This is a genomic window from Vibrio sp. PNB23_22_6 (genome assembly GCF_052877535.1).
This window is the reverse complement of the sequence record NZ_JBNFXP010000015.1, coordinates 77,426-102,660: the sequence shown is the minus strand read 5'-3', so window position 1 is coordinate 102,660 and position 25,235 is coordinate 77,426. Positions and strand designations below refer to the sequence as shown.

At 45.7% G+C, this 25,235-nt stretch carries 21 protein-coding genes; 5 read left to right on the top strand and 16 right to left on the bottom strand.

The window, feature by feature from the left end; translation table 11 throughout:
- Positions 1-261: 261 nt before the first annotated feature.
- The 7 genes from rnd to ACVA54_RS13045 form a co-directional block, all read right to left on the bottom strand.
- On the bottom strand, positions 262-1,380 hold the full coding sequence (rnd, locus tag ACVA54_RS13075) for a ribonuclease D (protein WP_143699935.1): 1,119 nt from the start codon (positions 1,378-1,380) through the stop codon (positions 262-264).
- 86 nt (positions 1,381-1,466) lie between these two features.
- Positions 1,467-3,158: a long-chain-fatty-acid--CoA ligase FadD gene (fadD, locus tag ACVA54_RS13070; protein ID WP_099079354.1), complete on the bottom strand. Its 1,692-nt coding sequence runs from the start codon at positions 3,156-3,158 to the stop codon at positions 1,467-1,469.
- Positions 3,159-3,263: 105 nt separating this feature from the next.
- On the bottom strand, positions 3,264-4,118 hold the full coding sequence (locus tag ACVA54_RS13065) for an alpha/beta fold hydrolase (protein ID WP_099079359.1): 855 nt from the start codon (positions 4,116-4,118) through the stop codon (positions 3,264-3,266).
- Between the two features lie 6 nt (positions 4,119-4,124).
- On the bottom strand, positions 4,125-4,682 hold the full coding sequence (locus tag ACVA54_RS13060; RefSeq protein ID WP_446649668.1) for a Slp family lipoprotein: 558 nt from the start codon (positions 4,680-4,682) through the stop codon (positions 4,125-4,127).
- A gap of 24 nt (positions 4,683-4,706) precedes the next feature.
- The gene (locus ACVA54_RS13055; protein ID WP_099079352.1) at positions 4,707-5,012 is read right to left on the bottom strand and encodes a chromosome partitioning protein ParA; all 306 of its coding nucleotides are present in this window, start codon (positions 5,010-5,012) and stop codon (positions 4,707-4,709) included.
- Between the two features lie 49 nt (positions 5,013-5,061).
- Entirely contained in the window at positions 5,062-5,763 is a 702-nt protein-coding gene (gene tsaB, locus ACVA54_RS13050; RefSeq protein WP_099079351.1) for a tRNA (adenosine(37)-N6)-threonylcarbamoyltransferase complex dimerization subunit type 1 TsaB, read from the bottom strand.
- Positions 5,764-5,821: 58 nt separating this feature from the next.
- Positions 5,822-7,732, bottom strand: coding sequence for an ATP-dependent DNA helicase (locus tag ACVA54_RS13045; RefSeq protein ID WP_099079350.1), 1,911 nt, complete (start codon positions 7,730-7,732; stop codon positions 5,822-5,824).
- A 217-nt stretch (positions 7,733-7,949) separates the two neighbouring features.
- On the opposite strand from ACVA54_RS13045, the gene purU reads away from it, so the two are divergent.
- Positions 7,950-8,783, top strand: coding sequence for a formyltetrahydrofolate deformylase (purU, locus tag ACVA54_RS13040; protein ID WP_119463668.1), 834 nt, complete (start codon positions 7,950-7,952; stop codon positions 8,781-8,783).
- A gap of 78 nt (positions 8,784-8,861) precedes the next feature.
- Here purU and ACVA54_RS13035 read toward each other — a convergent pair whose 3' ends face one another.
- Positions 8,862-9,458 (bottom strand): VOC family protein, encoded by a 597-nt coding sequence (locus ACVA54_RS13035; protein ID WP_099079348.1) that lies wholly within the window; start codon positions 9,456-9,458, stop codon positions 8,862-8,864.
- Positions 9,459-9,678: 220 nt separating this feature from the next.
- On the opposite strand from ACVA54_RS13035, the gene argS reads away from it, so the two are divergent.
- Positions 9,679-11,412: an arginine--tRNA ligase gene (gene argS, locus ACVA54_RS13030; protein WP_099079347.1), complete on the top strand. Its 1,734-nt coding sequence runs from the start codon at positions 9,679-9,681 to the stop codon at positions 11,410-11,412.
- Between the two features lie 110 nt (positions 11,413-11,522).
- The gene (locus ACVA54_RS13025) at positions 11,523-11,951 is read left to right on the top strand and encodes an HIT family protein (RefSeq protein WP_446596579.1); all 429 of its coding nucleotides are present in this window, start codon (positions 11,523-11,525) and stop codon (positions 11,949-11,951) included.
- A 94-nt stretch (positions 11,952-12,045) separates the two neighbouring features.
- Here the strand turns inward: ACVA54_RS13025 and ACVA54_RS13020 are convergent, their stop codons facing one another.
- The 5 genes from ACVA54_RS13020 to ACVA54_RS13000 all read right to left on the bottom strand — a co-directional run bounded on the left by ACVA54_RS13020 (position 12,046) and on the right by ACVA54_RS13000 (position 20,015).
- A complete protein-coding gene (locus ACVA54_RS13020) occupies positions 12,046-12,276 on the bottom strand; it encodes a FeoC-like transcriptional regulator (protein WP_099079345.1) in 231 nt (76 codons plus the stop codon).
- Positions 12,273-14,546 (bottom strand): Fe(2+) transporter permease subunit FeoB, encoded by a 2,274-nt coding sequence (feoB, locus tag ACVA54_RS13015; protein ID WP_446642301.1) that lies wholly within the window; start codon positions 14,544-14,546, stop codon positions 12,273-12,275. The genes ACVA54_RS13020 and feoB overlap by 4 nt, the downstream gene beginning before the upstream one ends.
- The gene (locus ACVA54_RS13010; RefSeq protein WP_099079343.1) at positions 14,546-14,773 is read right to left on the bottom strand and encodes a FeoA family protein; all 228 of its coding nucleotides are present in this window, start codon (positions 14,771-14,773) and stop codon (positions 14,546-14,548) included. The genes feoB and ACVA54_RS13010 overlap by 1 nt, the downstream gene beginning before the upstream one ends.
- Positions 14,774-15,556: 783 nt before the next feature.
- Complete coding sequence (locus tag ACVA54_RS13005; protein ID WP_446649667.1) at positions 15,557-18,931, bottom strand: helix-turn-helix domain-containing protein; 3,375 nt, start codon at positions 18,929-18,931, stop codon at positions 15,557-15,559.
- Positions 18,932-19,139: 208 nt separating this feature from the next.
- Positions 19,140-20,015 (bottom strand): zinc ABC transporter substrate-binding protein, encoded by an 876-nt coding sequence (locus tag ACVA54_RS13000; RefSeq protein ID WP_446609050.1) that lies wholly within the window; start codon positions 20,013-20,015, stop codon positions 19,140-19,142.
- Between the two features lie 78 nt (positions 20,016-20,093).
- On the opposite strand from ACVA54_RS13000, the gene znuC reads away from it, so the two are divergent.
- On the top strand, positions 20,094-20,882 hold the full coding sequence (gene znuC / locus ACVA54_RS12995) for a zinc ABC transporter ATP-binding protein ZnuC (protein ID WP_099079339.1): 789 nt from the start codon (positions 20,094-20,096) through the stop codon (positions 20,880-20,882).
- Positions 20,875-21,660 carry a zinc ABC transporter permease subunit ZnuB gene (gene znuB / locus ACVA54_RS12990; RefSeq protein ID WP_099079338.1) on the top strand — a complete coding sequence of 262 codons (786 nt, stop codon included), beginning with the start codon at positions 20,875-20,877 and terminating at the stop codon, positions 21,658-21,660. The genes znuC and znuB overlap by 8 nt, the downstream gene beginning before the upstream one ends.
- A gap of 119 nt (positions 21,661-21,779) precedes the next feature.
- On the opposite strand, the gene sucD is transcribed toward znuB, so the two are convergent.
- From sucD to odhB, 3 genes are all read right to left on the bottom strand, one after another.
- Complete coding sequence (gene sucD / locus ACVA54_RS12985; protein ID WP_099079337.1) at positions 21,780-22,652, bottom strand: succinate--CoA ligase subunit alpha; 873 nt, start codon at positions 22,650-22,652, stop codon at positions 21,780-21,782.
- Entirely contained in the window at positions 22,652-23,818 is a 1,167-nt protein-coding gene (gene sucC / locus ACVA54_RS12980) for an ADP-forming succinate--CoA ligase subunit beta (RefSeq protein WP_005426700.1), read from the bottom strand. The genes sucD and sucC overlap by 1 nt, the downstream gene beginning before the upstream one ends.
- 206 nt (positions 23,819-24,024) lie before the next feature.
- Positions 24,025-25,233, bottom strand: a complete 1,209-nt coding sequence (gene odhB / locus ACVA54_RS12975; RefSeq protein WP_099079336.1) for a 2-oxoglutarate dehydrogenase complex dihydrolipoyllysine-residue succinyltransferase — start codon at positions 25,231-25,233, stop codon at positions 24,025-24,027.
- Between the last annotated feature and the right edge of the window lie 2 nt (positions 25,234-25,235).

The window sequence follows — 25,235 nt, the reverse complement described above, 5'->3', positions numbered from 1 at the left end:
GGAATGACCCACTATCTCCCCGTCATTCTGGACAGCGAGGAACGAGCGTGATTCAGAATCTATTACCAGAGTGCTCGGATTGGTGAGATAGGATTTTGCCTTCAAAGTGGGCGGTGAGTAGATTCCTAGTCTCACCCAGGTACTTGCGTTTCAGCTAGAATGACTCGGCGGCTTAGCCTTATCAAAATGAGTACCTCAAGCAAAATACAAATGCGTGTTACAAAAAAGGTTGGCAACATTGCCAACCTTTTTAATTTGTACTTACTTCAGCACCTTGTTCATCTTCTCGCCGAGAAGTTCAAGGCGCCAACCTTGCATCACATCTGGCAGTCTCGCTGGATCGCGGTCTTTCTTCCATACCCAGCTGATGATCTGATTGATTTGCTTCTTCGAGGCCAAAAATTCCGTCGCCAGGCCCGATTTTTGTGAAGCCACCTTCACCACATCTTTCAGGTTCTTGAAGATTTGTTTGTAACCTGGGTAATCCATCAAACGCTCAATTGACGCTGGGTAGTCTTCCGCCGGGGTTTGCTTAGCCTTCTTCACCATCGCGGCAATTCTTGCGCCATGACGATTCACTGCGCGTGGGTCAATATCCTCCGCTTCCATTTTCTTGAAGCTGGTTAACCCAAGACGAGCTACCGTTAGCAAGTCTCCTTCTTTGAAGATGAAGTTCAACGCCAAGTCGCGTTTAAGTGCTTCACGGTAACGCCATGTCGCTAAAGGTTTTAACACTGCAAGCTCTGATGGTTTTAGCTGCCATGCACCTTTAATATCGAGGTAGGCGTTTTCTTCGTTGACTTCACGAATGCGCTTAGAGACCAGCGAGTCACTTTCTTGTTGTACCGCTTCCCACCAGCCCGCTTCTGTTACACGATCAAAGAGCTTTTCATAAAGTGGTAAGAGATAATGAACGTCTGCCGCCGCATAATCTAGCTGCTTTTGAGTCAGTGGACGGGCCATCCAATCGGTTCGTGATTCACTTTTATCGAGCTCGATGCCTAAGTATTCGTTCACCAACGTGGCAAAGCCCGTCGATAAGCCGTGACCAAGAAATGCCGCCATAAGCTGAGTATCAACCATGGGAAATGGTGTACAGCCAAACGCATTTTGGAATACTTCTAAATCTTCACCACAAGCATGCAGCACTTTCAACACAGAGGTATCTTTCAATAACTCGGTGAATGACGTCATATCCGTCAATTCAGTTGGGTCGATCAAAGAAAGTTGTTTGCCGTCGAAAAGCTGGATCAAACCTAGCTGTGGATAGTACGTCCTTACTCGAACAAATTCGGTATCCAACATAACAACGTCTGCTTCTCTGGCTTGAGCACAAACTTCTTCTAGGTCTTTGTTTTTAGTGATGATCTGATAATTCACATACTTCTCGCTATAAAAAATGCCAGCAAAACGCTGGCATTCTAACACTATTTGGCAATAAATGATTGCTGCACAAAGAATTCGACTTACGCGCTCTTCTTCGCTAGCTCTGCATCGTTCTCTTCACGTAGTACTCGGCGAAGGATTTTACCTACGTTGGTCTTTGGCAAATCATCACGGAATTCCACCAATTTAGGGATCTTGTAGCCCGTTAGGTGTTGGCGACAGTGCGTGATCAACTCGTCTTTGGTTAGGCTAGGGTCACGTTTGACAACGTAGATCTTAACCAATTCACCAGACACTTCGTGTGGATGACCAATCGCCGCAACTTCCAATACTTTACCGTGCAGCGCAACCACATCTTCGATTTCGTTCGGGTACACGTTAAAGCCAGACACAAGAATCATGTCTTTCTTACGGTCAACAATGTGTAGGAAGCCTTCGTCATCAAACTTAACGATATCACCCGTCGATAGCCAACCATCTTCATTGATCACTTCTTTAGTGGCTTCAGGACGCTGCCAGTAACCTTGCATAACCTGTGGGCCACGAACTTGAAGTTCTCCCGTCTCGGTGTTTGCTAATGGGTTACCTTCTTCATCAACGATACGTACTTCTGTTGATGGCACCGGCAAACCGATAGAACCGTTGTACTCCACTAAATCATGCGGGTATGCCGCGACCAATGGCGAACATTCCGTTAGGCCGTAGCCTTCTAGCAGATAACAACCTGTTGTCTTTTGCCATCTTTCAGCAACCGCGCGTTGCACCGCCATACCACCACCTACAGCGAGACGAAGATTGCTGAAATCCAACTCATGGAAATCTTCATTATTCACCAGTGCGTTAAACAGAGTGTTTACACCGGTAATCGCCGTGAATGGGTATTTCTGTAGCTCTTTAACAAAGCCAGGAATATCACGCGGGTTAGTGATCAGCAGGTTATTCCCACCCATCTCTACAAATAATAAACAATTCACTGTCAGCGCAAATACATGATATAGCGGCAGTGCAGTAACCACTAACTCACGACCAGGAGACAAGACTGGGCCGTATGCGCCTTTCGCCTGCATCACGTTTGCGATCATGTTGCGATGTGTCAGGATCGCGCCTTTTGCTACGCCTGTTGTACCACCGGTATATTGCAGAAATGCAATATCATCGCCTGACATAAAGGGTTTCACGTACTGAAGACGACGACCTTTGTGCAACGCTTTACGCATTGAGATTGCACCCGGCAGATCGTACTTAGGCACCATGCCCTTCACGTACTTGACGACGAAGTCAACCAGTGTGCCTTTAGCACGTGGCAGCATTTGACCAAGACTGGTTAAAACCACATGCTTCACTGATGTGTTTTCAACGATTTGCTCGAGTGTGTTCGCGAAGTTAGAAACGATAACGATCGCCGTTGCACCTGAGTCATTTAGCTGATGCTCTAGCTCTCGAGGAGTGTAAAGTGGGTTCACATTCACTGCGATACAACCTGCACGCAAAATACCAAACAGCGCAACTGGGTATTGCAGCAAGTTAGGCATCATTAACGCAACTCGGTCGCCTTTTTTCAGCTTAAGTTCGTTTTGCAGGTATGCAGCAAATGCGCGGCTACGCTCTTCCAGCTTGCGGAAGGTCATCACCGAGCCCATATTCATGAATGCTGGTTGGTCTGCGTATTTTTGTACAGACTGCTCGAACATTTCTACCAAAGACTCATATTGCTCTGGATTGATGGTTTCAGGTACGTCACTTGGATAACGTGAAAGCCATGGTTTATCCACGATGTTACTCCTCGTTTATAACTGGCTAAAAATAGCGTCTTTTTAATTTTGAACACTATTACAGCACAGCAAACGTGCTTGAGCACGTAACTCTCAAACACTTGTTTAGATTTTGTTAACTACACCAAGAATCCGCTCTGCGACCTCGAGTGCTTGCTCTAAGTGACAGTGATGTCCACCGACGACAGAGACTACTTTTGGCAGGTTCTCGCCCCAATCAACTTGGTTAGACTGTAAATGTTGGAATCCTTTATCACCCAGTATGATCAGATGAGGGCAACGTATCTGACTGGTTATTGCGTTTGCGTGCTCTTGCGCCATACGATAAAGCGACGCACATTTCAGCTTAGCGTCATGCCGCCAGAACCATTTGTCTTCTCGACATTCTGTTCCGCGCTCAACAATTGGCATTAATTGGTCTGCCGTTAAATGATTCGTTTGCATTCGCAGCTTTAACGCCAGGTCGAAAGAAGCGATGGCCCTGTTCGACTTACTCTGTTGTCGATGCCGACTCAGTACACCATCCCGCAAACGCTGCAGGCTATTGTCGGGGGGTTCTGATAGCGGACCCGCCCCTTCAATTTGCACCAGCGCTTCAACCCGCTCAGGAAACGCTGCACTATAACAACTTGCAATCAAAGCACCAAGCGAATGCCCTACTAACATCAGTCTGTTTGATGATAATTTGTCCAACAACTGGTGCAAGTCGTCAATATAGTCATGAAAAGGATAATAATTGTCGTAAGATTTATGGCTGGATAAACCATGACCAAACAGGTCAATCGCTAACAAATGAATATTAGGGTTGAGCTGATGTAGCCTTTCCATCAACACTTTAAAGCTACCTGCGTTATCCATCCACCCATGAAGAAAAACAACTGACAGTTCAGTTCGTTCAACACTTCCAACTTCAAGGGCGGCCATCGTTCCCGCTGGGAGCTCAAATCGACGCTCGTTGATCACTGACTATTTCACCTGCTTGATGATTTTTCCGTCTTGAGGAAAATCTGCACGCATCATGCGACAGTTGATGGAATAACATGGGTAAAAATACGTTGGCGTATCGTAAGTGCGCACTCGCTCTTCAATCTTCCACAAACGATAGCCATCTCCGTGCATCACTGGGAAAATATAATCGTGTTCACCTATCTTGCCTTTCTCTTCTCCCTCACCTTTACCAACAACGGTAATTAGGCGACCTTGGCTAAAAGCGACGGGCTCAAGATAACCATCAAAATAAACCGCGAAACGACCTAGTGGCTCTTTGTTGAGATCGGGCTTACCGGATTTGCTGATAGGAAGGTTAACGATTTCGAGACGAGTTTGATTTTTCAGGTTATCGACTTTTGCAATAACACCACCAAGGCGAACATCATTTGCTGCTTGCCCTTGATCCTGGGCAAAGGTTTTGTAATCGGTCAAAACCTGCTCAGTGCTTGCGCTCAGCTCTTCAGGAAGCGAGCTACAGGCAGAAAGCCAAAATGCTGCAACGATAACCGGAAAAATGCGTCCAGAAAATTTCATAAACCACCACTATTAATTTGTTTGTCAGACATAGATATCGACACCAAACAATTGATCGAGTTCCTCTTTTTTCGCTCGATTCATGATATCCATATACTCTTCCATTGCCTTACGCCCACGTCCTTCTGGGAGGTCGTATTGGACTTGAGCTCGATGAATTTGAGACTCATCCACTTGCTTTATGGAATGCGCTACCGCGTTTGCTACCTTGGATGGATGGCCTACGGGCTGGTTGTTTTTGGCTTTCTTTACCTTGCCATTTTTAGCGACTTTATTGGTGCGGTTGGCACCTGGTATTAGCGCGGAAGGTAAACCATTAATCGATGCCATAACGCTCCATAAAAAGGCAGGGTAAACGCCCTGCCTTTTGTCATGCTAATTACTCGCGCCCCGGAAGCTTCTTCCACGTCACATTATCACGTAGATAAACCGGGCTCGATTCTTCTACTGGCACGGTATTACCTTTCGCCAGCTCTTGTTGTGCGAGAATCACAATGTCTTGTGAATCTGGGTAAAGGACTTCACTGCCCGTGACGCTAAATGGCAGGCCAGCAAGTTCAGCTTGATACGCCTCCCAACCCGTACCTGCAGTGGTCCATGTTTTATCGTCTGCTTGTACTTCTTCTGTTAGGCGTCCTGGCGGAATCACGCATTCTGCATCCACGCCCGCCCATTCACCGTTTTCTTGGCGAGTGTAACGTGCCCAGTAGACTTCGCTCATACGCGCATCAATGGCAACCGCGACGTCAGTGGCACCTTGTAGGCGATAACTTGCTTGTGCCATCGCGGCCAGCGTAGAAACGCCAATCATTGGTAGGTCGGCACCAAATGCCAAACCTTGTGCAATACCAATACCGATACGCACGCCAGTAAAACTGCCCGGGCCACGGCCAAATGCCAATGCGTCCAGATCTTGTAGAGTTAGACCGGCTTCTTTCAGTACTTCGTCAACCATAGGTAACACTTTTTTCGTATGGTCACGAGGTGCAACTTCACTGCGTGAAATCACTTGGTCATTAACCAGTAGAGCAACTGAACAGTTTTCAGTTGCGGTATCGATAGCAAGAATTTTTGCGCTCATGTAATTCTCTACAACTCTTCTTTGATTTGGTTATGCCACAGCTCTCGTCTATGGCCCATTATTCTGTTTTTAAGAATGCTTTGATTCGGTCTAAATCACGCGTTCTTGGGATGGGCGGTAAACTTCCGAGGAAGACGCCACCGTAATCACGTGTCACCAAACGATTATCACAAATGATCAACGCACCACGGTCTTTTCTGTCTCGAATCAAACGCCCTACCCCCTGTTTTAAGGTGATCACCGCATCAGGGATTTGCACTTCTGCAAATGGCTCACCGCCACGTAATCGACAATCTTCGATCCGGGCTTTCAGTAGCGGGTCATCCGGGGCGGTAAACGGTAATTTGTCGATGATAACACAGCTCAACGCATCACCTCTAACATCGATCCCTTCCCAAAATGCACCAGTCGCCACCAGCAGTGCATTACCTAGCGCCATAAACTCGGCAAGGGTCTTTTGTTTACTCATCTCACCTTGCATCAGTACAGGCAGATCCAGTACTTCACGGAAGCGCTCACCAAGCTCACGCATCATGCTGTGCGAAGTACAAAGAAAGAAGCAACGCCCCTGGTTTTCTTCAATCACGGGAGCAAGCATGTGCACCAGTTTATCAGACAAGCCAGGACTATTGGGCTCTGGTAAATAGCGAGGTACACATAAACGTGCCTGCTCCTCATAATCAAAAGGAGAGGGTAAAGAAAACGCCTGCTTGGGTTTCAACCCCAGACGATCGGTAAAGTGTTTAAAATCCCCCGATACTGCTAAGGTTGCCGAAGTGAAGATCCACGCACCTTGTTTAATTTCTATCTGCTCATGAAATTTATCCGCCACCGAAAGAGGCGTTATGTGCAAAGCAAAATGACGTGGCGACGTGTCATACCAATACGAATACCCCGTGATGTCGACATCACAGACCCGATCGATTCGGCCTTTGATCAAATTCGCACGTTCAAATGCAGTATCCAACAGCTGACTTCTTCCCAAGGCAAGTTTCAGTACATCGATGGCAAGCTCAAGACTATCGATCAGGCGGATTAACTCGCGCTTAATCGATTCCGATTGCATTGCCTCACGCCAGTTACCTCGAAAACCTGGTTCGCCAAGTACGATGCGCATGTCCATTGCACTTTGCATCAGCTTATCGCCCACTTTTTGCAGTTGGCGCATGTCTTTTGCTTCTGTGCGATAGGCAATTTCAATGTCTTTGGCCAGTTCATGAATTTGACGACTCGACACTGTCTGACCAAAGTATTCACTCGCAATATCTGGCAGCTGGTGAGCTTCGTCGAAGATAAACACATCAGCTTCAGGGATCAGTTCACCAAAGCCCGTTTCTTTAATTGCAAGGTCGGCTAGGAACAAGTGATGATTGACCACCACAACGTCGGAGTCCATTGCGCGTTTACGTGCTTTCAGAACAAAACAATCGGTGTAACTCGGGCAATCTTTACCCAAACAGTTATCATTGGTCGAGGTGATGGTCGGGATGATCATGCTGTCTTCCGGCAGATCGTCACAATCCCCCAAGTCGCCGGTTTTGGTCTCTGATGACCAAGCTCGTACCTTGACTAGCTGCGTTAACAAAGTGGGATCGGACTCGGTGGAATGACTTTCGACCATCTGTCGACTTAGACGGTCTAAACAAAGGTAATTAGACCGTCCTTTAAGTAACGCGACCTGACCATAAAAGCCTAATGCATTGACCATTAAAGGCAAATCACGATGGTACAACTGCTCCTGTAGGTTTTTGGAACCGGTACTGATGATGACTTTTTTGCCACTTAACAACGCTGGTACTAGGTAGGCAAAGGTTTTACCTGTCCCCGTCCCCGCCTCTACCACTAACTGGCTTTGTTGCTTGATCGCACTACTGACGGCTTCTGCCATGTCTATTTGTGGCTGACGAGCCTGAAAGCCCGGAATCGCTTTACCCAAAGCACCATCAGAGGAAAATGTTTTTGCAATCATGCCTGATATCTGGTTAGTAAAATTGGTGTGAGTATACCAGAGGATAGAGTGTGACATCAGCCCACAATACGGTCAGCTTACGGCTCAATAGTGATAATTGGTTGAAACCATGTCGAGAATAGATTATTTATGAAGTCAGATTGCCGTACGATTCACGCTTCTAAAGTGAGTACTTTACTCGTGCGCTAGAAAAATAATGTATGGAAGTATCTGATTTATGGAAAAGAAAACACTGTTGACCCATTGCAGCGACGCTCCGGGTTTGATCTCAAAAATCACGAATATCTGTTATAAGCATCAACTGAATATCGTTCACAATAACGAATTTGTTGATAACACCAGTGGGCACTTCTTCATGCGAACGGAGTTAGAAGGATACTTCAATGACCAAACGTTCCTTGCCGATTTAGACCAAGCACTGCCGCAAGGTGCGAAACGCACTCTTGTCAGCTCTCGTCGTAAACGTATCATTATCTTAGTGACCAAAGAAGCCCATTGTTTGGGGGACATTCTAATGAAGACCTACGATGGCAGTTTAGATGTCGAAATCGCAGCTGTGGTGGGTAACTACGATAAACTGCAAAACCTCACTGAGCGCTTTGATATTCCTTATCACCATGTGACCCATGAAGATCTCAGCCGTGAAGAACACGAGCAAAAAATGCATGAAGTGATTCACCAATACGATGCCGATTACTTGGTGCTCGCTAAGTACATGCGCGTACTAACGCCTACCTTCGTAGAGAAATACCGTCATAAGATCATCAACATTCACCACAGCTTTTTGCCCGCATTCATTGGTGCGAAACCGTATCAGCAAGCGTATGATCGCGGCGTGAAGATCATTGGTGCAACCGCGCACTTCGTCACGAATGACTTAGATGAAGGCCCAATCATCAAGCAGGACGTGATTCCAGTCGATCACACGTTCAGCGCACAAGATATGGCTCAAGCAGGCCGCGATGTAGAGAAGAACGTTTTGAGCAAAGCGCTAAATAAAGTGCTCAATGACCACGTTTTTGTTTACGGGAATAAGACGGTTATTCTTTAAAGGCCTCACATTTGAATACAAAAAGGGTTGCTCATTGAGCAACCCTTCTTTTTCTACAAGCCGTTAAAAAACGTTTAATTACGCCTGTTCAGACTCCACAATGCGCTTGAGTGAATGTGGGTGCAGTTTGATACAAATACCTTGATACTTAAATGCCACCGTCGGGTTGTTTAAGCGCTCGCCTTCGCCCTTCGGGCTAGACAGTTTGATCTTCACGCCCATCTCTTCTAGCTGTTCAAAGTGCTCACCAAATGCAGGGTAAGTATATTTCAGATCAGCGAAAAACTCATCTGCCGTTTCTGCATGCGATGGAATGACAAACTCCACGTGCTCCCAGCTTTCAGTTGGGTAAATTTTGCCTTCCGCTGGGTATGGCAATTCCAGACACTCAATCTTCCAGCCACGGCTTTCCAGCGCTTTGTCGAATTCAATCACGATGATTGGGCGCCCATTGATTTTCGCTTGTGAGATCACCTTGCCGTATTGATTCCAAGCTTCATGCGCGGCTTTGGCTGTATCGCAATCATTGATTCGCAGTGCAATATGATCCGCTTGGGCAAAGCTCAGGTCTAATTTAAGCATCAAAGCGAACGCTTCAATCTTTGCCATAAAGGCGTCTAAATCTTGGATCATCAGCTCAGGTGTTAAGCGCTTTTCTACTAATGGTGTGCTCATTATTGCTCTCTTTTGGGGCCATTTATCTCTTTACTCTGGGCGCAATAGTAAACCCTATCCGCCGCATATTTCCATTCAATCGAAAAAGTAAAAATTTCCCCCAATCCTCTCTGTATGAAAAGCAATAAAGTTGTTATCATTAATCCTATTTTTGTGAACTCCAACAGTACTCGGCCCCTGTCTTGCCGAGTTCTTCGTCCTTGAATTGAAGGAAACGCGTGTGAATATCCAAGCACTTATTAATGACAAAGTATCTCAGGCTCTAGAAGCCGCTGGCGCACCTGCAGGCAGTCCTGCAGCTGTTCGTCAATCAGCAAAGCCACAATTTGGTGACTACCAAGCAAACGGCGTAATGGGCGTTGCTAAAAAACTGGGTACTAACCCACGAGAATTTGCACAGAAAGTACTGGATGTTCTAGAGCTAGACGGCATTGCGAGTAAAACAGAAATCGCAGGCCCTGGTTTCATCAACATTTTCCTAAGCGAAGAGTTCCTTGCGAAACAAGCTGACGCCGCTTTAGCCGATTCACGTCTAGGCGTAGCGGCAGAAGCAGCACAAACTATCGTTGCTGACTACTCTGCGCCAAACGTTGCAAAAGAAATGCACGTTGGTCACCTACGTTCAACCATCATCGGGGATGCCGTAGTACGTACGCTTGAGTTCCTAGGTCACAAAGTGATCCGTGCGAACCACATCGGTGACTGGGGTACTCAGTTCGGTATGCTTATCGCAAACCTTGAGCGCGTACAGCAAGAGTCTGGCGAAGTATCTATGGAACTGGCTGACCTTGAAGGCTTCTACCGTGAATCTAAAAAACTATACGATGAAGACGAAGAATTTGCCGTAAAAGCTCGCGGCTACGTTGTTAAACTGCAAAGCGGTGACGAGTTCTGCGCAGAAATGTGGAAGAAGCTGGTTGACGTAACCATGATCCAAAACCAACGCAACTACGATCGTCTAAATGTATCTCTTACTCGTGATGACGTAATGGGCGAGAGCATGTACAACGACATGCTGCCTAAGATCGTAGCAGACCTTAAAGCGCAAGGTCTTGCGGTTGAAGATGACGGCGCACAAGTTGTATTCCTAGAAGAATTCAAGAACAAAGACGGCGAAGCAATGGGCGTTATCGTTCAAAAACGCGACGGCGGCTTCCTGTACACCACCACGGACATTGCCTGTGCGAAATACCGTTACGAAGAACTAGGCGCAGACCGTGTACTTTACTTCATCGACTCTCGTCAGCACCAACATCTAATGCAAGCTTGGACTATCGTTCGCAAAGCGGGTTACGTGCCTGAGTCTGTCTCTCTTGAGCACCACGCATTCGGTATGATGCTAGGTAAAGATGGTCGTCCATTCAAGACTCGTGCAGGTGGTACGGTTCGTCTTGCTGATCTTCTGGATGAAGCAGAGGTTCGTGCAGCACAGCTGATCGAATCTAAGAACCCAGAACTAGCAGAAGACGAGAAGAAAGCGATCGCTAACACGGTTGCAATGGCAGCGGTTAAATACGCAGACCTTTCTAAGCACCGTACCACGGACTACGTGTTCGATTGGGACAACATGCTCGCGTTCGAAGGCAACACGGCACCGTACATGCAATACGCTTACACTCGTGTAGCATCTATATTCGCTAAAGCTGGCGTGTCTATGGATGAACTACAAGGTGAAATCAAGATCACTGATGAGAAAGAGAAAGCGCTTATCGCAAAACTGATGCAGTTCGAAGAAGCGGTTCAATCTGTTGCTCGTGAAGGTCAACCACACATCATGTGTAGCTACCTATTCGAACTAGCAGGTCAATTCTCTAGCTTCTACGAAGCGTGCCCTATCCTAGTGGCTGAAGACGAAGCGGTGAAACAAAGCCGTCTGAAGCTAGCAGCGCTAACAGCGAAGACCATCAAGCAGGGTCTGTCTCTACTAGGTATCGATACTCTAGAGCGCATGTAAGCGAATCAATAATTGAGATAATTAAAAAGGTTGGCGTGAAAGCGTCAACCTTTTGTTTTATCTGACGTATACTGACGCCAGATAAAACAAAAGTTAATTGGAATACCATCATGAGTTTTGAACTGCACCCTCAACTGGCAAAAGACACCATCGTTATCGGTCATTTCCCACTATGTGTTGCGCTTCTGCATAAAGACAATGCGGTGCCATGGGTTATCTTGGTACCTAAACGTGCAAACCTAAAAGAACTGCACCACTTACCAATGCAAGAGCAGCAACAGTTTTTGCTAGAGTCTCAAGCGGTAAGCCAAGCGTTAGAGGCTACATTTCGCCCTGACAAGCTAAACCTTGGCGCACTAGGCAACATGGTGCCACAACTGCACATTCACCATATTGCTCGCTTCAAAGACGATGTGGCATGGCCGGGACCAATTTGGGGTAACACCAAAGGTGAATTCCGCACAGAAGAAGAGCAAAACGAAGTGCTTGGTCGAATTAAGAACGTGCTATCACTGAGCTCTATTTTCCAAAAAGCCTAAATTTAGAAACCTGTTATAGCTAGAGCTCAGAGAGCAACAAAAAAGCCGCATCATTGCTAATGCGGCTTGGTTGTTTTTGCGTGATTACTTTTAGCTACATGGTCACTGTCAGTGACAACCCATCTTGCCTTGTCACTGCGTAGCGAACACGGGTAACATCATGAGCTTTATTGGTGTCCACCAAACGCGTAATCCGACCTTTATTAATCCACACGCTCAACATTGCGTCGGCACCATCTTCACTCATCCCAAACTGCTTAGCCAGATCTGACTGGGAGACGGTTCCTTTGTCTACAATGTATTGATAAAGCTCTTTTAAAATCATGCTACTTGCGCCTCTAGTGTACGTTGTTTTTCACCTACCCACTTAAAACCAATATACGTCGCAATAAAGATAGCGATAATCACGACTAGCCAAATTGAACTGCTCACAGGGTGAGCGAGTAAGTGCATTGCTTGGTAATAGAACGTCGCACCGAGATACGCCAAACCCATTGTCCACGCGGCAATAAAACGTGCAAACTTATGGCCGAACTCACGTACGTAAGCCCCCATCGCTGCCACGCAAGGTGTATAAAGCAGAATGAAGATCAGGTAAGCAAATGCTGCATTGCCAGACACAAATTGCGCCTTAATATTGCCGAAAATAGAGGCATCAACTTCTTGCTCAGCAGCAACAGCATTTGAGTCAGTTAGATCGCCCACTTCAATTCCTAACGGGTCTGAATAACTTAAGCCTGCGAAATTGTCAGGAATCGTCATCACGGCTTCCTCCAAACTCGCCATTAAATCAAAACCAGCCGACTCTTCGTCACTTGGCGTGGTGTATAGGCTGTTAAGCGTACCGACGACAGCTTCTTTCGCGAAGATACCGGTAATGATACCTACCGTTGCTGGCCAGTTGTCTTCTTGAATGCCGATTGGTGCAAATACGGGGGTGACCACTTGTGCCGCTTTAGATAGTACTGAGTTTTGACTGTCTTCGTTACCAAAACTGCCGTCGGTTCCCAACGAGTTTAGGAAGCTAAGCGCCGTAACCACGACCACGATGGTTTTACCAGCACCCAAGACAAAACGCTTCAGTTTTTGCCATGTTTTAATGACCACGTTTTGCAACGTCGGCAACTCGTAGTTTGGCATTTCCATGACTAGGCTATCGCTGCTACCTGGATAAAGCGTCTTTTTCAGGAACACCCCCGTAAAAATAGCCGCGATGATGCCCAATAGGTAAAGCGCAAACACCACGTTTTGGCCTGAGTCAGGAAAAAATGCCGCTGCAAACAATGCATAAACCGGAAGACGTGCACCACACGACATAAATGGCGCCATCGATGCTGCTAATTTACGCTCGCGTTCTTGATCGAGTGTGCGGGTTGCCATGATAGACGGTACGTTACAACCAAAACCAAGAACCAATGGGACAAACGCTTTACCCGGCAGTCCAATTTTCTGCATCACTTTATCAAGTACAAATGCGGCGCGCGCCATATAACCGGAGCTCTCAAGCACGGCAAGGAACAAGTACAAACACGCAATAACTGGAATAAAGGTCGCCACCGTCTGAATACCGCCACCGATACCATCAGCGATCACTGTCACTAACCAAACCGGTAAGTGTCCATCAAGTAAATAGTGTCCACCGTCAACCAACAGTGCGCCGACACCAATATCAAAGAAATCAATGAATGCACTACCGATGTTGATAGAGAACATGAACATGAAATACATCACAACAAAAAAGAATGGAATACCGACCCATTTATTCAAAATGAATTGGTCCAGCTTCTCTGTCACACTGTGACTTAACTTACCCTCACTACGGCGAACTTTCTTACATTGTTCGTGTAGGTGAGTGTACTTGGTATCCGCCACCTGCAAATCAACATCAAGCTCCAACGTAGCAATCGCTTCGCTGACCACTTTGCGGTCAGCGTCAGACATGCTATTTAGCACTAATGCGTCTTTTTCTAATGCCCGAATAGCCAACGCCCGATGAGAAACAGTTTGATCATTAAAAAGGGTCGAGACGTTGTCGATCGCCGCTTCCATCTTGTCACCGTAGTTCAAAGATATATCTTTAAGAACGACACCTTGAACGAGCGACTTGTGTAGCCTTTCTTTAAACTCAAAGACTTGTCCCTTGTTTGTGGCAGATATGCTCACGACAGGACAGCCTAGCGCTTTTTCTAGCTCGGCAACATTGATAATTTGACGTTCACGCTTAAGCGCATCCATTTTGTTTAATACAACAATCATTGGACGGCCTAGCTCTCGAAGTTGCAGCGTAATATATAAGCTACGTTCTAGGCTTGTTGCGTCAACAACGTTAATGATCAAGTCCGCTGGATGAGTTAATACTGCCCGAGATGCAATCGACTCATCGATGCTATTACTATCGTTACCGCTATCTAAGGAGTAAATACCTGGCAGATCGGTAACCAGAAAATCATCACCTGCATGCTTAAATTGACCCGTTTTCTTTTCTACCGTAACGCCCGCCCAGTTACCAACCTGCTGTTTGGCGCCTGTCAGACCATTAAAAAGCGTCGTTTTACCACTATTTGGATTACCAACCGTCAGAACTTGATACTGCATTACACTCGCTCCACTGTAATGTTTTGTGCAATGGTTTCTCTTAACGCGACAGAAACGCCACGCACTTCCACTTGCAATGGATCGCCCATTGGTGCACGTCTAATCACTTTTACTACAGTGTTTGGAAGCAAACCCATTACCATAAGCTTTTTTCTGACATCCGATGTAAGACCGTCTAACAGCCGAATTGTTACTGTATCTCCAGGTGTAATCTCTGATAACTTCATAGCGACCCTTAAAAAATAAATACTAATGATAAGCATTATCATTAGTAATAATTAATTTGACGATGATACCTCGCTCTTCCTTCTGTTTTATTGTGTGAAATCAAAGATTGCACTTATGCCAAGCGTAATTCGCTACGTCAACTCCGTTAATATTAGACTCGTCACTTACGTCAAAATGAAAGAAAAAGCACACAAAAAAACACAACAAATACGCAACAAACAAAGCGCACATGAAAATAAATTCCTTACATCTCAATATCTTAGCTACAAATCTTACCCTGTTGTCGGTTTTCTCATGTAAACTTGTCGTTATTTTTATAAGAAAAATAAGTAAGATTTCGTATAGTTAACCCATCGAGAGGGCGACCTCTCAAATAAATTCCAGAGGTGGTATGGCAACATGCCACTCCGGCAGCAAGCGAAGGTGTCATTGACACCCGTGGTATGGTCCCCCCGGCTATACCACGACTTTTTTTTTTCTACTCTTTCTTCATTACATCTCTCTTTAACTCCCTTTAAATCCAAAACATCGGCTCAGTACCCCCACATCACTATTACCTTGTGACGCATTATATTCTGGGGTGAACGTTCTATTACGCAAACCGTACACTCCTCACAACGAACCGCTGCCAGATCGTCTCCCTTACTGCGCAAGTAGTGTGCTTAAACTTAGCGACTGCAATCAAACCTCTTGAGTCATACCCTCGGTAGACGACGCCCATTGTGCCAATACAAAAAAGCCCAGCCTAAAATAGACTGGGCTTACTAATACGCTATTCAACACTACAAGCTAACTTGGCTATCTTGAGCCATCGCAAATTTTGATGGTGGTAACCCAAAGTGAAGTTTGAACTTCTGACTAAAGTAAGAAGGGTCATTAAAGCCGCAATTGAATGCAACCTCACTGATTTTTTCACCAGCAAGAAGTTGTTCACAAGCGGTCTCGAGACGTACTTCAGTAAGGTAATCTTTAAATGTTCTCGAAGACGCTGATTTAAAACGCCGCTGCAGACTTCGCTCAGACATAAACAACATTTTCGCAGCAGATGCAGTACCAAACTCCGCATCGTGATAGTGCTCAGCCACCAATTGGTAGATTCTCACCAACCACTCCTGCTCAGGCGGTACACTCTGACTCGGCTGCTCAACCTCAATAAACTCTAATAGTGGCTCATCGACATGACTAGGCTCTTGTGCACAAGGCCAAGTAATTTCAATCTTGTTTTGCGCATCAGAAGTAAACATCGAGAGCTGCCCACCACTGACGGCAACCAACTCCGGTAAATTATCCATACTCAAATCACCACCGCTAGACGATAAACGCGTTGTCGGTGCTTTACTTGGAAGCTGTGTCCCATGGTCAATAAAGCTTAATGAAACAACATCATGCCCTTGTTCAATGCTGACTTTAACCGACTGCCCGTGGAACGATCGTTTGATTGCATTGGCAAATATGCTGTTGAAAATTACGTCAAGATTAAAGCTTTCTAATGCAATACGGCTCATTTTATCATCGTCGTTAAGCTCGACTTTGATGCCGGCTTTTAAGAAATCTTCCTGCCATACATCCACCACAGATTGTGTTATCTGACTCAAATTGTAGTTTTGGCTTCCACCATGACGGCCTTCCGACGAATTATTAAGCTCTTTCAATTGCCAACTGGCTTTCGATATATGGTCCTGGGTTTCCGAATCTAGCTCCGTTGGGAGTCGATTTACAATAGCATCAATACTGGTTTTAATAGACCGAGCGACATGATCTACCAATAAGTTTCTAACTTGTATTTGCTTTCTAAGCTGTTGGTTACTGGCAAGAAGTACCCGGCTTTGGTGCCTTAACTGATTGGTTTTTAGTGTAACCTGAGCTGCCAATTCTCGGTTAGATTGTACAACATACCGAGAACGCCAATAAATCAACAGTATAATAAAAACACACCCAACGAAAACGAAACCAGCAATAGCTCGCTTTGACATAAACCATGGTTTTAGTACGACAAAGCGTGAATTCAATCCGATGACCTGTTTACCTAGCTGAGAGTCATTGCTCACTTGAAGGTGGTACTCACCAGACTTAAGGTATTCGAGTGTTAACACTTCCCCATCCAAGGACTGCCACTGCTCATTCTGATTTAAGCGATAATACAGATTTTGGTTATCAGATTTTGGCATTACACCAAATCGGAAGCTCAGCGAAGAGCCGTAAGGTAATTGCACCCCTTCGAGATCCGCACTGCCAACCTGAACCACTTCATTTTCCAACAGAACTTGGCTAAAAATAATTTTAGACTCTGGTGATTGCGAGACAAGCAGCTTCGATGTGTTCGCTTTTACCAGTCCAAATTTTGAACCAAAGATCAATTGTTGCTCACTGCCATCTGTGCGTTGATTAGCACTACAGACTCCGGATAAAAACTCATTATTTATTAAACCGGAAGAGGATGAATAGTGCTTTAAAAGTTGACCGGACAAATGGTAATAACTTAACCCGACAGAAGAGGCTAACCAGACGCCTTTTTTATCACTCAACATACAAGCTGGGCGTGAGTTTTCCAGGCTCATCTCCAGCACATGTTTCTCTCTACTGCCAGGGATGGTTTTAAAAATACCATAAGCAGAAGCGAACCATTGCGCCCCATCTGGAGTCGTCATGATATTAAGTGATTCACCGAATTGTTCTGAGAAGTGGTTAAAGCGGATCCGGTCGCCATCGTACTCATAGACACCATGATCTGTACCGATGAGAAGCAACGCATCTTTATCATAAAGTCGCGTTATTTTTGCTGGTAGGTGTTTACTTACCAGCCAATCACTACCAAAGTTTCTTACCTCCTGACTTTCTACATCAATATTAAAGAGTTGATAGCCACTTGAAACCCAGAGTCGAGTGGCACCATCAGCAACAATATGCTCGATTTGACGCCCAGTCAGGGTGTGTAAGTACGGAAAAATAATCGGGTTTAAACTGTCGAGATCGTAGACCTGTAATCCTGTTGACGTGGCAAGCCAGAGCTTTTCATTAAGAAATGTAAACTCATTGATTTGAGCGGGAATATTGAGCACATCCATGCTGCCTCGAGGCCCGGTGCGATACAGTTTATGATCATCAATAAACCACAAAGCACCATCAGGCCCGGGTAATATCTGCCTTAGTCGCCCAGATAAGGTGTGCGAGTCGTAACCACTAAAAGTGACACGTTCAAACGTCTTACTAAACAATGAGTGATAACGAATGCCTTGATTGGTCGCAATCCACATTCCTCCCATGCTATCGCTCAAAAGCGAGTAAACCTTGGTGTTGGCTATCTCCAACTCCAGAAAGCTAGCGGGCGCAACTTTCGATATTTCTCCTGTAAGAAAAGAGTAAAGATAGAGGCCATGTTCTGTCCCTACCCAATACTCTTGATTACTTTCAGCAAAGGTCAATACATGTGACTGCCCAACTTTGATCGCTGGGCTGTTGGGCTCGTATATATTGAAAATTAACGCGCCTTTCAGCGTTCCAACTAAAATTTCACGCCTGGTATGCGAATAATAGACTTTCTCTACATAATTTTTCCCAGAAGGGGTCACATGATTAAACCGCGTTCCCTCAGACAAATACACCCCAGATGTCGTTGCCAACACCCACTTAGTCTCAACAAAGATCGCGTCATTGATATAGACATAGCTGTTATTACTGTGCTGATACAATTGCAACAAAGAAAAAACGGTTAACGCACTTGTCGAAAGATCATACGTATAGAAGTTCGCTCCGTCACTGACCCAAATATACTTGCTTGATGCACCGATCTTGCGAATTTGAGAACCAGGGCTAAGACTAAATATGAGTTGCCGCTCTTGATTTGGGTAAGTCTGGTAAACCTCATTTTCGACAAAAGTCCAAAATGAACCGTTGTGATAAGCTAATTGTTCCGCTTTGTGCTTAAGAAAGCTTCCTGACTTTGGCAAGGTCTTTTGGCCGTCATAGAACAGCACTCGCCCTCGAACATCGTGAATCCATACCCCGCCTTCCACACCTGGAAACAGCTGTTTTGCTGCAATGAAAGTCCCCTCAGCCTGATTCGGCAAAGGGTAAAAAACCACATTGGCATCACTTAAGGCAAATACTTGAAATGAGATGATAAAACCCAATACCACTCGGGCTAAATGGCGCAGCAAGATAAAATCCTTTCATTAATCTATTTATGGCGTTCCACGGTTTGCTCTGCCTTAAAAGCCAAGCATCAATGTCGTTATTTTTAGCCACTAATTATGAATAATGATATCTCAAATCCCTATAGAGAAAAGACTCGTCTTACCAAAGGTTTCAATTCTTACTGTTAGATCACGATAAAAAGTCGTCTCTCTTAGGAAAGCAACAATATTGTTACGGTTTCCCTAAACATTGGCTAAAGCTGTTAGCCATGTTTTGTAATAATTCGAAATAGCTGCCTGATCGAACTTCAATGTCGCTTCCAAGAGGGTCAAGCGTACCATTGCTAACATCGCTACCGCGCAACACACTTTCAACAACTGCAGGAGTGAATTGTGGTTCAGAAAACACACATTCAACATCCCCAGCCGCCAGTGCCTTTCGTATATGAATTAATGTTTTTGCGCCCGGCTTGCGATCCGGTGTGACGGTAAAATGGCCAAGATTATTCATTCCGAAATGTTCTTCGAAGTACCCATATGCATCATGGAAAACGAAATACCCCTTATCTTGAATGGGTGCAAGTTGCTGCTCAATTTTAGCGTCGGTTACATTGAGTTGTTCTTCAAATTTGGCAAGATTCACTTCGTACTGATCTGCATTTACTGGATCCACCTCAGCTAACTTATTTGCCACAGCGAGCGCCACTTGTTTCACTGGTTCAACACCAAGCCAAAAGTGAGGATCGTGAGAGCCATGGTCATGACCATCATGATTGTGTTCAGTGTCATACGCGCGCAGTGCAAGACCTGGAATGTTACTCAGTGTGAACGTATTAGAACGTTCAGCCATCACTTTCTCTAAAAAAGGCTCAAGATCATGACCATACCAGATAACCAAATCTGCAGAGGCGATGTTTCTAACATCCGACGGACGAAGTGCGTAATCATGAGGCGACGCATTAGATTGAAGCAATACTTGCGGTTGAGTAATACCGTCAGTCAACTCACTAACGATCATTTGAATAGGTTTAACACTAGTCAATACCGATATGGCGTGCGCTGGTAACGTTAGCATTGTCGCAGCAGCGAGAATTAGAACTCTTTTCATAGTTTTACTTGGGGGATCACGTGGAAAGTGCAATAATGTTACATTATAACATTATTGATTTGCAAATGAGTTTCATTCATGCCTTCATTAGCTCGTCTTGAACAGCTGTGTGTCGAATTTGACGGACGTCGAGTTCTTGATAACATCAGTATGGAATTAGAAAAGGGCAAGATCACAACCCTAATTGGTCCCAATGGAGCGGGAAAATCGACCTTAGTCAAGGTAATCTTAGGTCTTCAGAAGCCGACTAGCGGCCAATTAATCAAGAAACGTAGCTTGAAAATTGGTTATGTTCCTCAAAAGCTCACACTCAACGATTCATTACCACTGAACGTCATTCGCTTCCTCAATCTCGCTGGTAAATACAGTCAGCAAGAGTGTCTTGATGCGTTAAGGTTAGTGGGCGCAGAACATCTTTTAAACCATAATATGCATCGCCTTTCTGGCGGTGAAACGCAACGTGTGCTGCTCGCTCGTGCGCTATTGCTACGTCCAGAGTTATTGGTACTCGATGAACCTGCACAAGGTGTGGATATTCAAGGCCAAATTGACCTATATGATTTGATTGAAAGCATTCGACACCGCTTTGACTGCGGTGTATTTATGGTTTCACACGATCTCCACTTAGTTATGGCAAAAACCGATGATGTGATCTGTTTGCAGCATCATGTCTGTTGCTCAGGTTCGCCAGCGACGATTACTCAGCATCCGTCTTATATTGCATTATTTGGCAATGCGACACGCGAATCATTGGCGTTTTATCATCATGACCATGAGCACCATCACCATGATTTATCTGGTTCGCCAGTAAAAGGGGATGCCACGTCATGCTCTCACCATAAACACGGACATTACCATCATGATTGAGTTTCTATTACCTTCTATCCTTGCAGGTATTGGCATTGCAATCATTGCTGGTCCACTGGGTTCATTCGTCGTGTGGCGCAAAATGGCCTACTTTGGGGATACCTTAGCGCATGCCTCATTAATGGGGCTTGCTCTGGGTTTTCTGCTTAACGTGAACCTTTATTTAGCACTTTTGGTGTGCTGTTTGGCGATTGCAGTATTGCTCGTCACATTGCAAAAGCAACAACTGGTTGCGACGGACACCCTACTTGGTATCCTCGCCCATAGCGCACTCTCGATTGGCTTAGTCTCCGTGAGTTTCTTAGAGAATGTGCGTGTGGATCTGATGAGTTATCTATTTGGTGATTTACTCGCCGTTTCACCTCAAGATCTCATATTCATCTATTCAGGTGTCGTTGCTGTCAGCGCTTGCTTATACATTTTCTGGCGTCCACTGCTATCGAGCACCGTGAGCGAAGAATTGGCTGCTGTTGAGGGCGTAAATACCGACCTGATCCGCTTAGTGTTGATGCTAATGGTCGGCGTAGTGATCGCAATTGGAATGAAGTTTGTCGGTGCTTTGATCATGACGTCATTACTTATCATCCCTGCAGCTACGGCAAGAAAGCTTTCTGCAACACCAGAGCAAATGGCGTTACTTGCTTCTATTATTGGTTCTGTCGCTGTATTGATGGGATTAAGCCTTTCATGGCATTTTGATACCCCAGCGGGGCCATCCGTTGTGATTAGCGCAACGACCCTGTTTATTCTTAGCCAACTGATTAGGCGTAAAGCGTAATCGCACCGAGTGGTAAATATAGTGCTCATGCTTGAGACACAAATCAGGACGAGCCAACAGAAAAAGAAAAGCCTGCGAAATCGCAGGCTTTTTTAATGCTGATAAAGCAGTTTGGTCGATTACCAACCCGTTACTTCGCGTAGACCTTGACCAATCTCTGCTAGAGACTTCACTGTCTTAACACCAGCGGCTTCTAGTGCTGCGAATTTGTCTTCTGCAGTACCTTTACCACCAGAGATGATTGCACCTGCGTGACCCATACGCTTACCAGGAGGAGCAGTAACACCAGCAATGTAAGAAACCACTGGCTTAGTTACGTTTTCTTTGATGTAAGCTGCAGCTTCTTCTTCCGCAGTACCACCGATTTCACCAATCATTACGATTGCCTCAGTTTCAGGGTCTTCTTGGAAAAGCTTCAGGATGTCGATGAAGTTTGAACCAGGGATTGGGTCGCCACCAATACCAACACACGTTGATTGGCCAAAGCCTTCGTCAGTCGTTTGCTTAACGGCTTCGTAGGTTAGCGTACCTGAACGAGAAACGATACCCACTTTACCTTTCTTGTGGATATGACCAGGCATGATACCGATTTTACACTCATCAGGCGTGATAACACCGGGACAGTTAGGACCGATCATGCGAACGCCAGTTTCTTCTAGCTTCACTTTCACATCGATCATATCAATCGTTGGAATGCCTTCGGTGATCGTTACGATAAGCTCGATACCTGCGTCGATCGCTTCTAGGATTGCATCTTTACAGAATGGTGCTGGAACGTAGATTACTGTTGCTGTTGCGCCAGTTACTTCTACCGCTTCACGTACCGTGTTGAATACAGGAAGACCAAGGTGAGTTTGACCACCTTTACCTGGAGATACACCACCAACCATTTGTGTACCGTAAGCAATTGCCTGCTCTGAGTGGAAAGTACCTTGACCACCAGTGAAGCCCTGACAGATTACTTTAGTGTCTTTGTTAATTAGTACAGACATTATTTAGCCTCCGCAGCAGCAACAACTTTCTGAGCAGCATCTGTTAGCGACTCAGCAGCAATGATATCAACATCAGAATTTGCAAGAACTTCGCGACCTAGGTCAGCGTTAGTACCTTCTAGACGAACAACAACAGGGACAGTTACTCCCACTTCTTTCACTGCACCAATGATGCCTTCTGCAATCATGTCACAACGTACGATACCGCCGAAGATGTTTACTAGAACGGCTTTAACGTTGTCATCAGATAGGATGATTTTGAATGCTTCTGCTACACGCTCTTTTGTCGCGCCGCCACCTACGTCTAGGAAGTTAGCTGGCTTGCCACCGTGTAGGTTTACGATGTCCATTGTACCCATCGCTAGACCCGCACCGTTAACCATACAGCCAACGTTACCGTCTAGTGCTACGTAGTTCAGCTCCCACTGAGCTGCATGCGCTTCACGCTCGTCTTCTTGTGAAGGATCGTGCATTTCACGAAGCTTAGGCTGACGGTATAGCGCGTTTGAATCGATGTTGATCTTACCGTCAAGACACAGTAAGTTACCTTCGCCAGTAATAACCAGTGGGTTGATCTCTAGCAGTGCTAGGTCGTACTGAGAGAACATCGTGCCAAGACCCATGAAGATCTTAACGAATTGTTTGATTTGATCGCCTTCAAGACCAAGTTTGAACGCTAGCTCGCGACCTTGGTAAGCCTGAGGGCCTACTAGTGGATCGATTGCTGCTTTGTGGATAAGCTCCGGCGTTTCCTCCGCAACTTTTTCAATTTCCACACCACCTTCAGTAGAAGCCATGAAAACGATCTTACGAGTTGCGCGGTCAACAACCGCACCAAGGTAAAGTTCATTAGCGATGTTAGACGCTTCTTCTACAAGGATTTTAGTAACAGGCTGACCATTTGCGTCTGTTTGGTAAGTCACCAAGTTCTTACCTAGCCATTTTTGTGCGAATTCTTTTACGCCGTCTTTTGTATCGTGTAGCTCAACGCCGCCCGCTTTACCGCGGCCACCAGCGTGAACCTGACATTTTACAACTTTCTTTTCGGTAGTGATGCGACCCGCCGCTTCGAAAGCTTCTTGTGGCGTATCACATGCGTAGCCTTCCGGTACAGGCAAACCGAATTCTGCAAACAGCTGTTTGGCTTGGTATTCATGCAAATTCATTTTGATATTCCGTTTGTTTATCCCTTAAGGGATTTATTATTTCCATAACACCGCTTTGATTGCGGTACGTCTGTAGGGTCTTCTCAAATCAACTGCTATATAGATTATATCGGGGGCAGTTCAAGTGAAGGCCAGACGCTGAGCCAGTCTAGCCTTGGATGCCGTAAACGTCGAGTTACCAAAGATAACTCGACGTTTTAGCGATATTAAACGTCTAATAGCAGACGCGCTGGATCTTCTAGTAGCTCTTTAATCGTTACTAAGAAACCCACTGACTCACGACCATCGATCAAACGGTGGTCGTAAGATAGAGCTAGGTACATCATTGGCAAGATTTCTACTTTACCATCCACCGCCATTGGGCGATCTTGGATTTTGTGCATACCCAGGATTGCCGATTGTGGTGGGTTGATGATTGGCGTAGACATCAATGAGCCAAATACACCACCGTTAGTGATAGTGAAGTTACCGCCCATTAGCTCATCCACCGTTAGCTTGCCGTCACGGCCTTTGATAGCTAGCTCTTTGATGCCTTTTTCGATGTCAGCAAAACCTAGTGTGTCACAGTCTTTAAGTACTGGTGTTACTAGACCGCGTGGCGTAGAAACCGCCATGCTGATATCGAAGTAGTTGTGGTAGACGATGTCATCACCATCGATAGATGCATTCACTTCTGGGTAACGCTTCAGTGCTTCTGTTACTGCTTTCACGTAGAAAGACATGAAGCCTAGACGGATGCCATGACGCTCTTCGAATTGATCTTTATATTGCTTACGAAGGTCCATGATTGGTTTCATGTTCACTTCGTTAAACGTGGTCAGCATGGCCGTGTTGTTTTTCGCTTCTAGAAGACGGTTTGCCACTGTCTTACGTAGACGCGTCATTGGAACACGTTTTTGGCTGCGAGCCGCTGCTGGCGCTTCAACTGCCGCAGGCGTTTCTGCTTTCGGTGCTGCTTTTGCGTTTGCAAGGTGCGCTTCAATGTCTTCACGAGTGATTCGACCGCCAACACCAGAACCTTTCACCTGGCACGCTTCTAGGTTGTGTTCAGCTAGAAGACGACGAACCGCTGGGCTTAGCGCGTCACTGCTCTCCTCTGTCAACACCGCTTTATGACGTTTATCTGGAGATGCTTCTGTTTCTTCTGTGGTATCTGCTGTTGGCTCACCCGCAACAGCACCCGGCTTAAGTCTTGCAATTAGTTGTTTAGAAAGGACTGTCGCGCCCTCTTCTTCAATAATGGCTTCTAATATGCCCGCTTCCGGAGCAGGAACTTCAAGCACAACTTTATCCGTTTCGATATCAACCAGAACTTCATCACGCTCTACTGCGTCGCCTGGTTTTTTGTGCCATGTCGCTACGGTTGCATCTGCAACTGATTCAGGTAAGTCTGGAACCAGAATTTCAATTGTCATAA

Bases quoted from the DNA above. Each gene is read 5' to 3' on its own strand.
- feoB (WP_446642301.1), bottom strand. From the start codon at position 14,546: ATGCAGTATCAAGTTCTGACGGTTGGTAATCCAAATAGTGGTAAAACG.
- ACVA54_RS13010 (WP_099079343.1), bottom strand. From the start codon at position 14,773: ATGAAGTTATCAGAGATTACACCTGGAGATACAGTAACAATTCGGCTG.
- ACVA54_RS13025 (WP_446596579.1), top strand. From the start codon at position 11,523: ATGAGTTTTGAACTGCACCCTCAACTGGCAAAAGACACCATCGTTATC.
- znuB (WP_099079338.1), top strand. From the start codon at position 20,875: ATGATTGAGTTTCTATTACCTTCTATCCTTGCAGGTATTGGCATTGCA.
- sucD (WP_099079337.1), bottom strand. From the start codon at position 22,652: ATGTCTGTACTAATTAACAAAGACACTAAAGTAATCTGTCAGGGCTTC.
- ACVA54_RS13020 (WP_099079345.1), bottom strand. From the start codon at position 12,276: ATGATTTTAAAAGAGCTTTATCAATACATTGTAGACAAAGGAACCGTC.
- purU (WP_119463668.1), top strand. From the start codon at position 7,950: ATGGAAAAGAAAACACTGTTGACCCATTGCAGCGACGCTCCGGGTTTG.
- tsaB (WP_099079351.1), bottom strand. From the start codon at position 5,763: ATGAGCGCAAAAATTCTTGCTATCGATACCGCAACTGAAAACTGTTCA.
- sucC (WP_005426700.1), bottom strand. From the start codon at position 23,818: ATGAATTTGCATGAATACCAAGCCAAACAGCTGTTTGCAGAATTCGGT.
- ACVA54_RS13000 (WP_446609050.1), bottom strand. From the start codon at position 20,015: ATGAAAAGAGTTCTAATTCTCGCTGCTGCGACAATGCTAACGTTACCA.
- ACVA54_RS13045 (WP_099079350.1), bottom strand. From the start codon at position 7,732: ATGATTGCAAAAACATTTTCCTCTGATGGTGCTTTGGGTAAAGCGATT.
- ACVA54_RS13035 (WP_099079348.1), bottom strand. From the start codon at position 9,458: ATGAGCACACCATTAGTAGAAAAGCGCTTAACACCTGAGCTGATGATC.
- ACVA54_RS13055 (WP_099079352.1), bottom strand. From the start codon at position 5,012: ATGGCATCGATTAATGGTTTACCTTCCGCGCTAATACCAGGTGCCAAC.
- znuC (WP_099079339.1), top strand. From the start codon at position 20,094: ATGCCTTCATTAGCTCGTCTTGAACAGCTGTGTGTCGAATTTGACGGA.
- ACVA54_RS13060 (WP_446649668.1), bottom strand. From the start codon at position 4,682: ATGAAATTTTCTGGACGCATTTTTCCGGTTATCGTTGCAGCATTTTGG.
- odhB (WP_099079336.1), bottom strand. From the start codon at position 25,233: ATGACAATTGAAATTCTGGTTCCAGACTTACCTGAATCAGTTGCAGAT.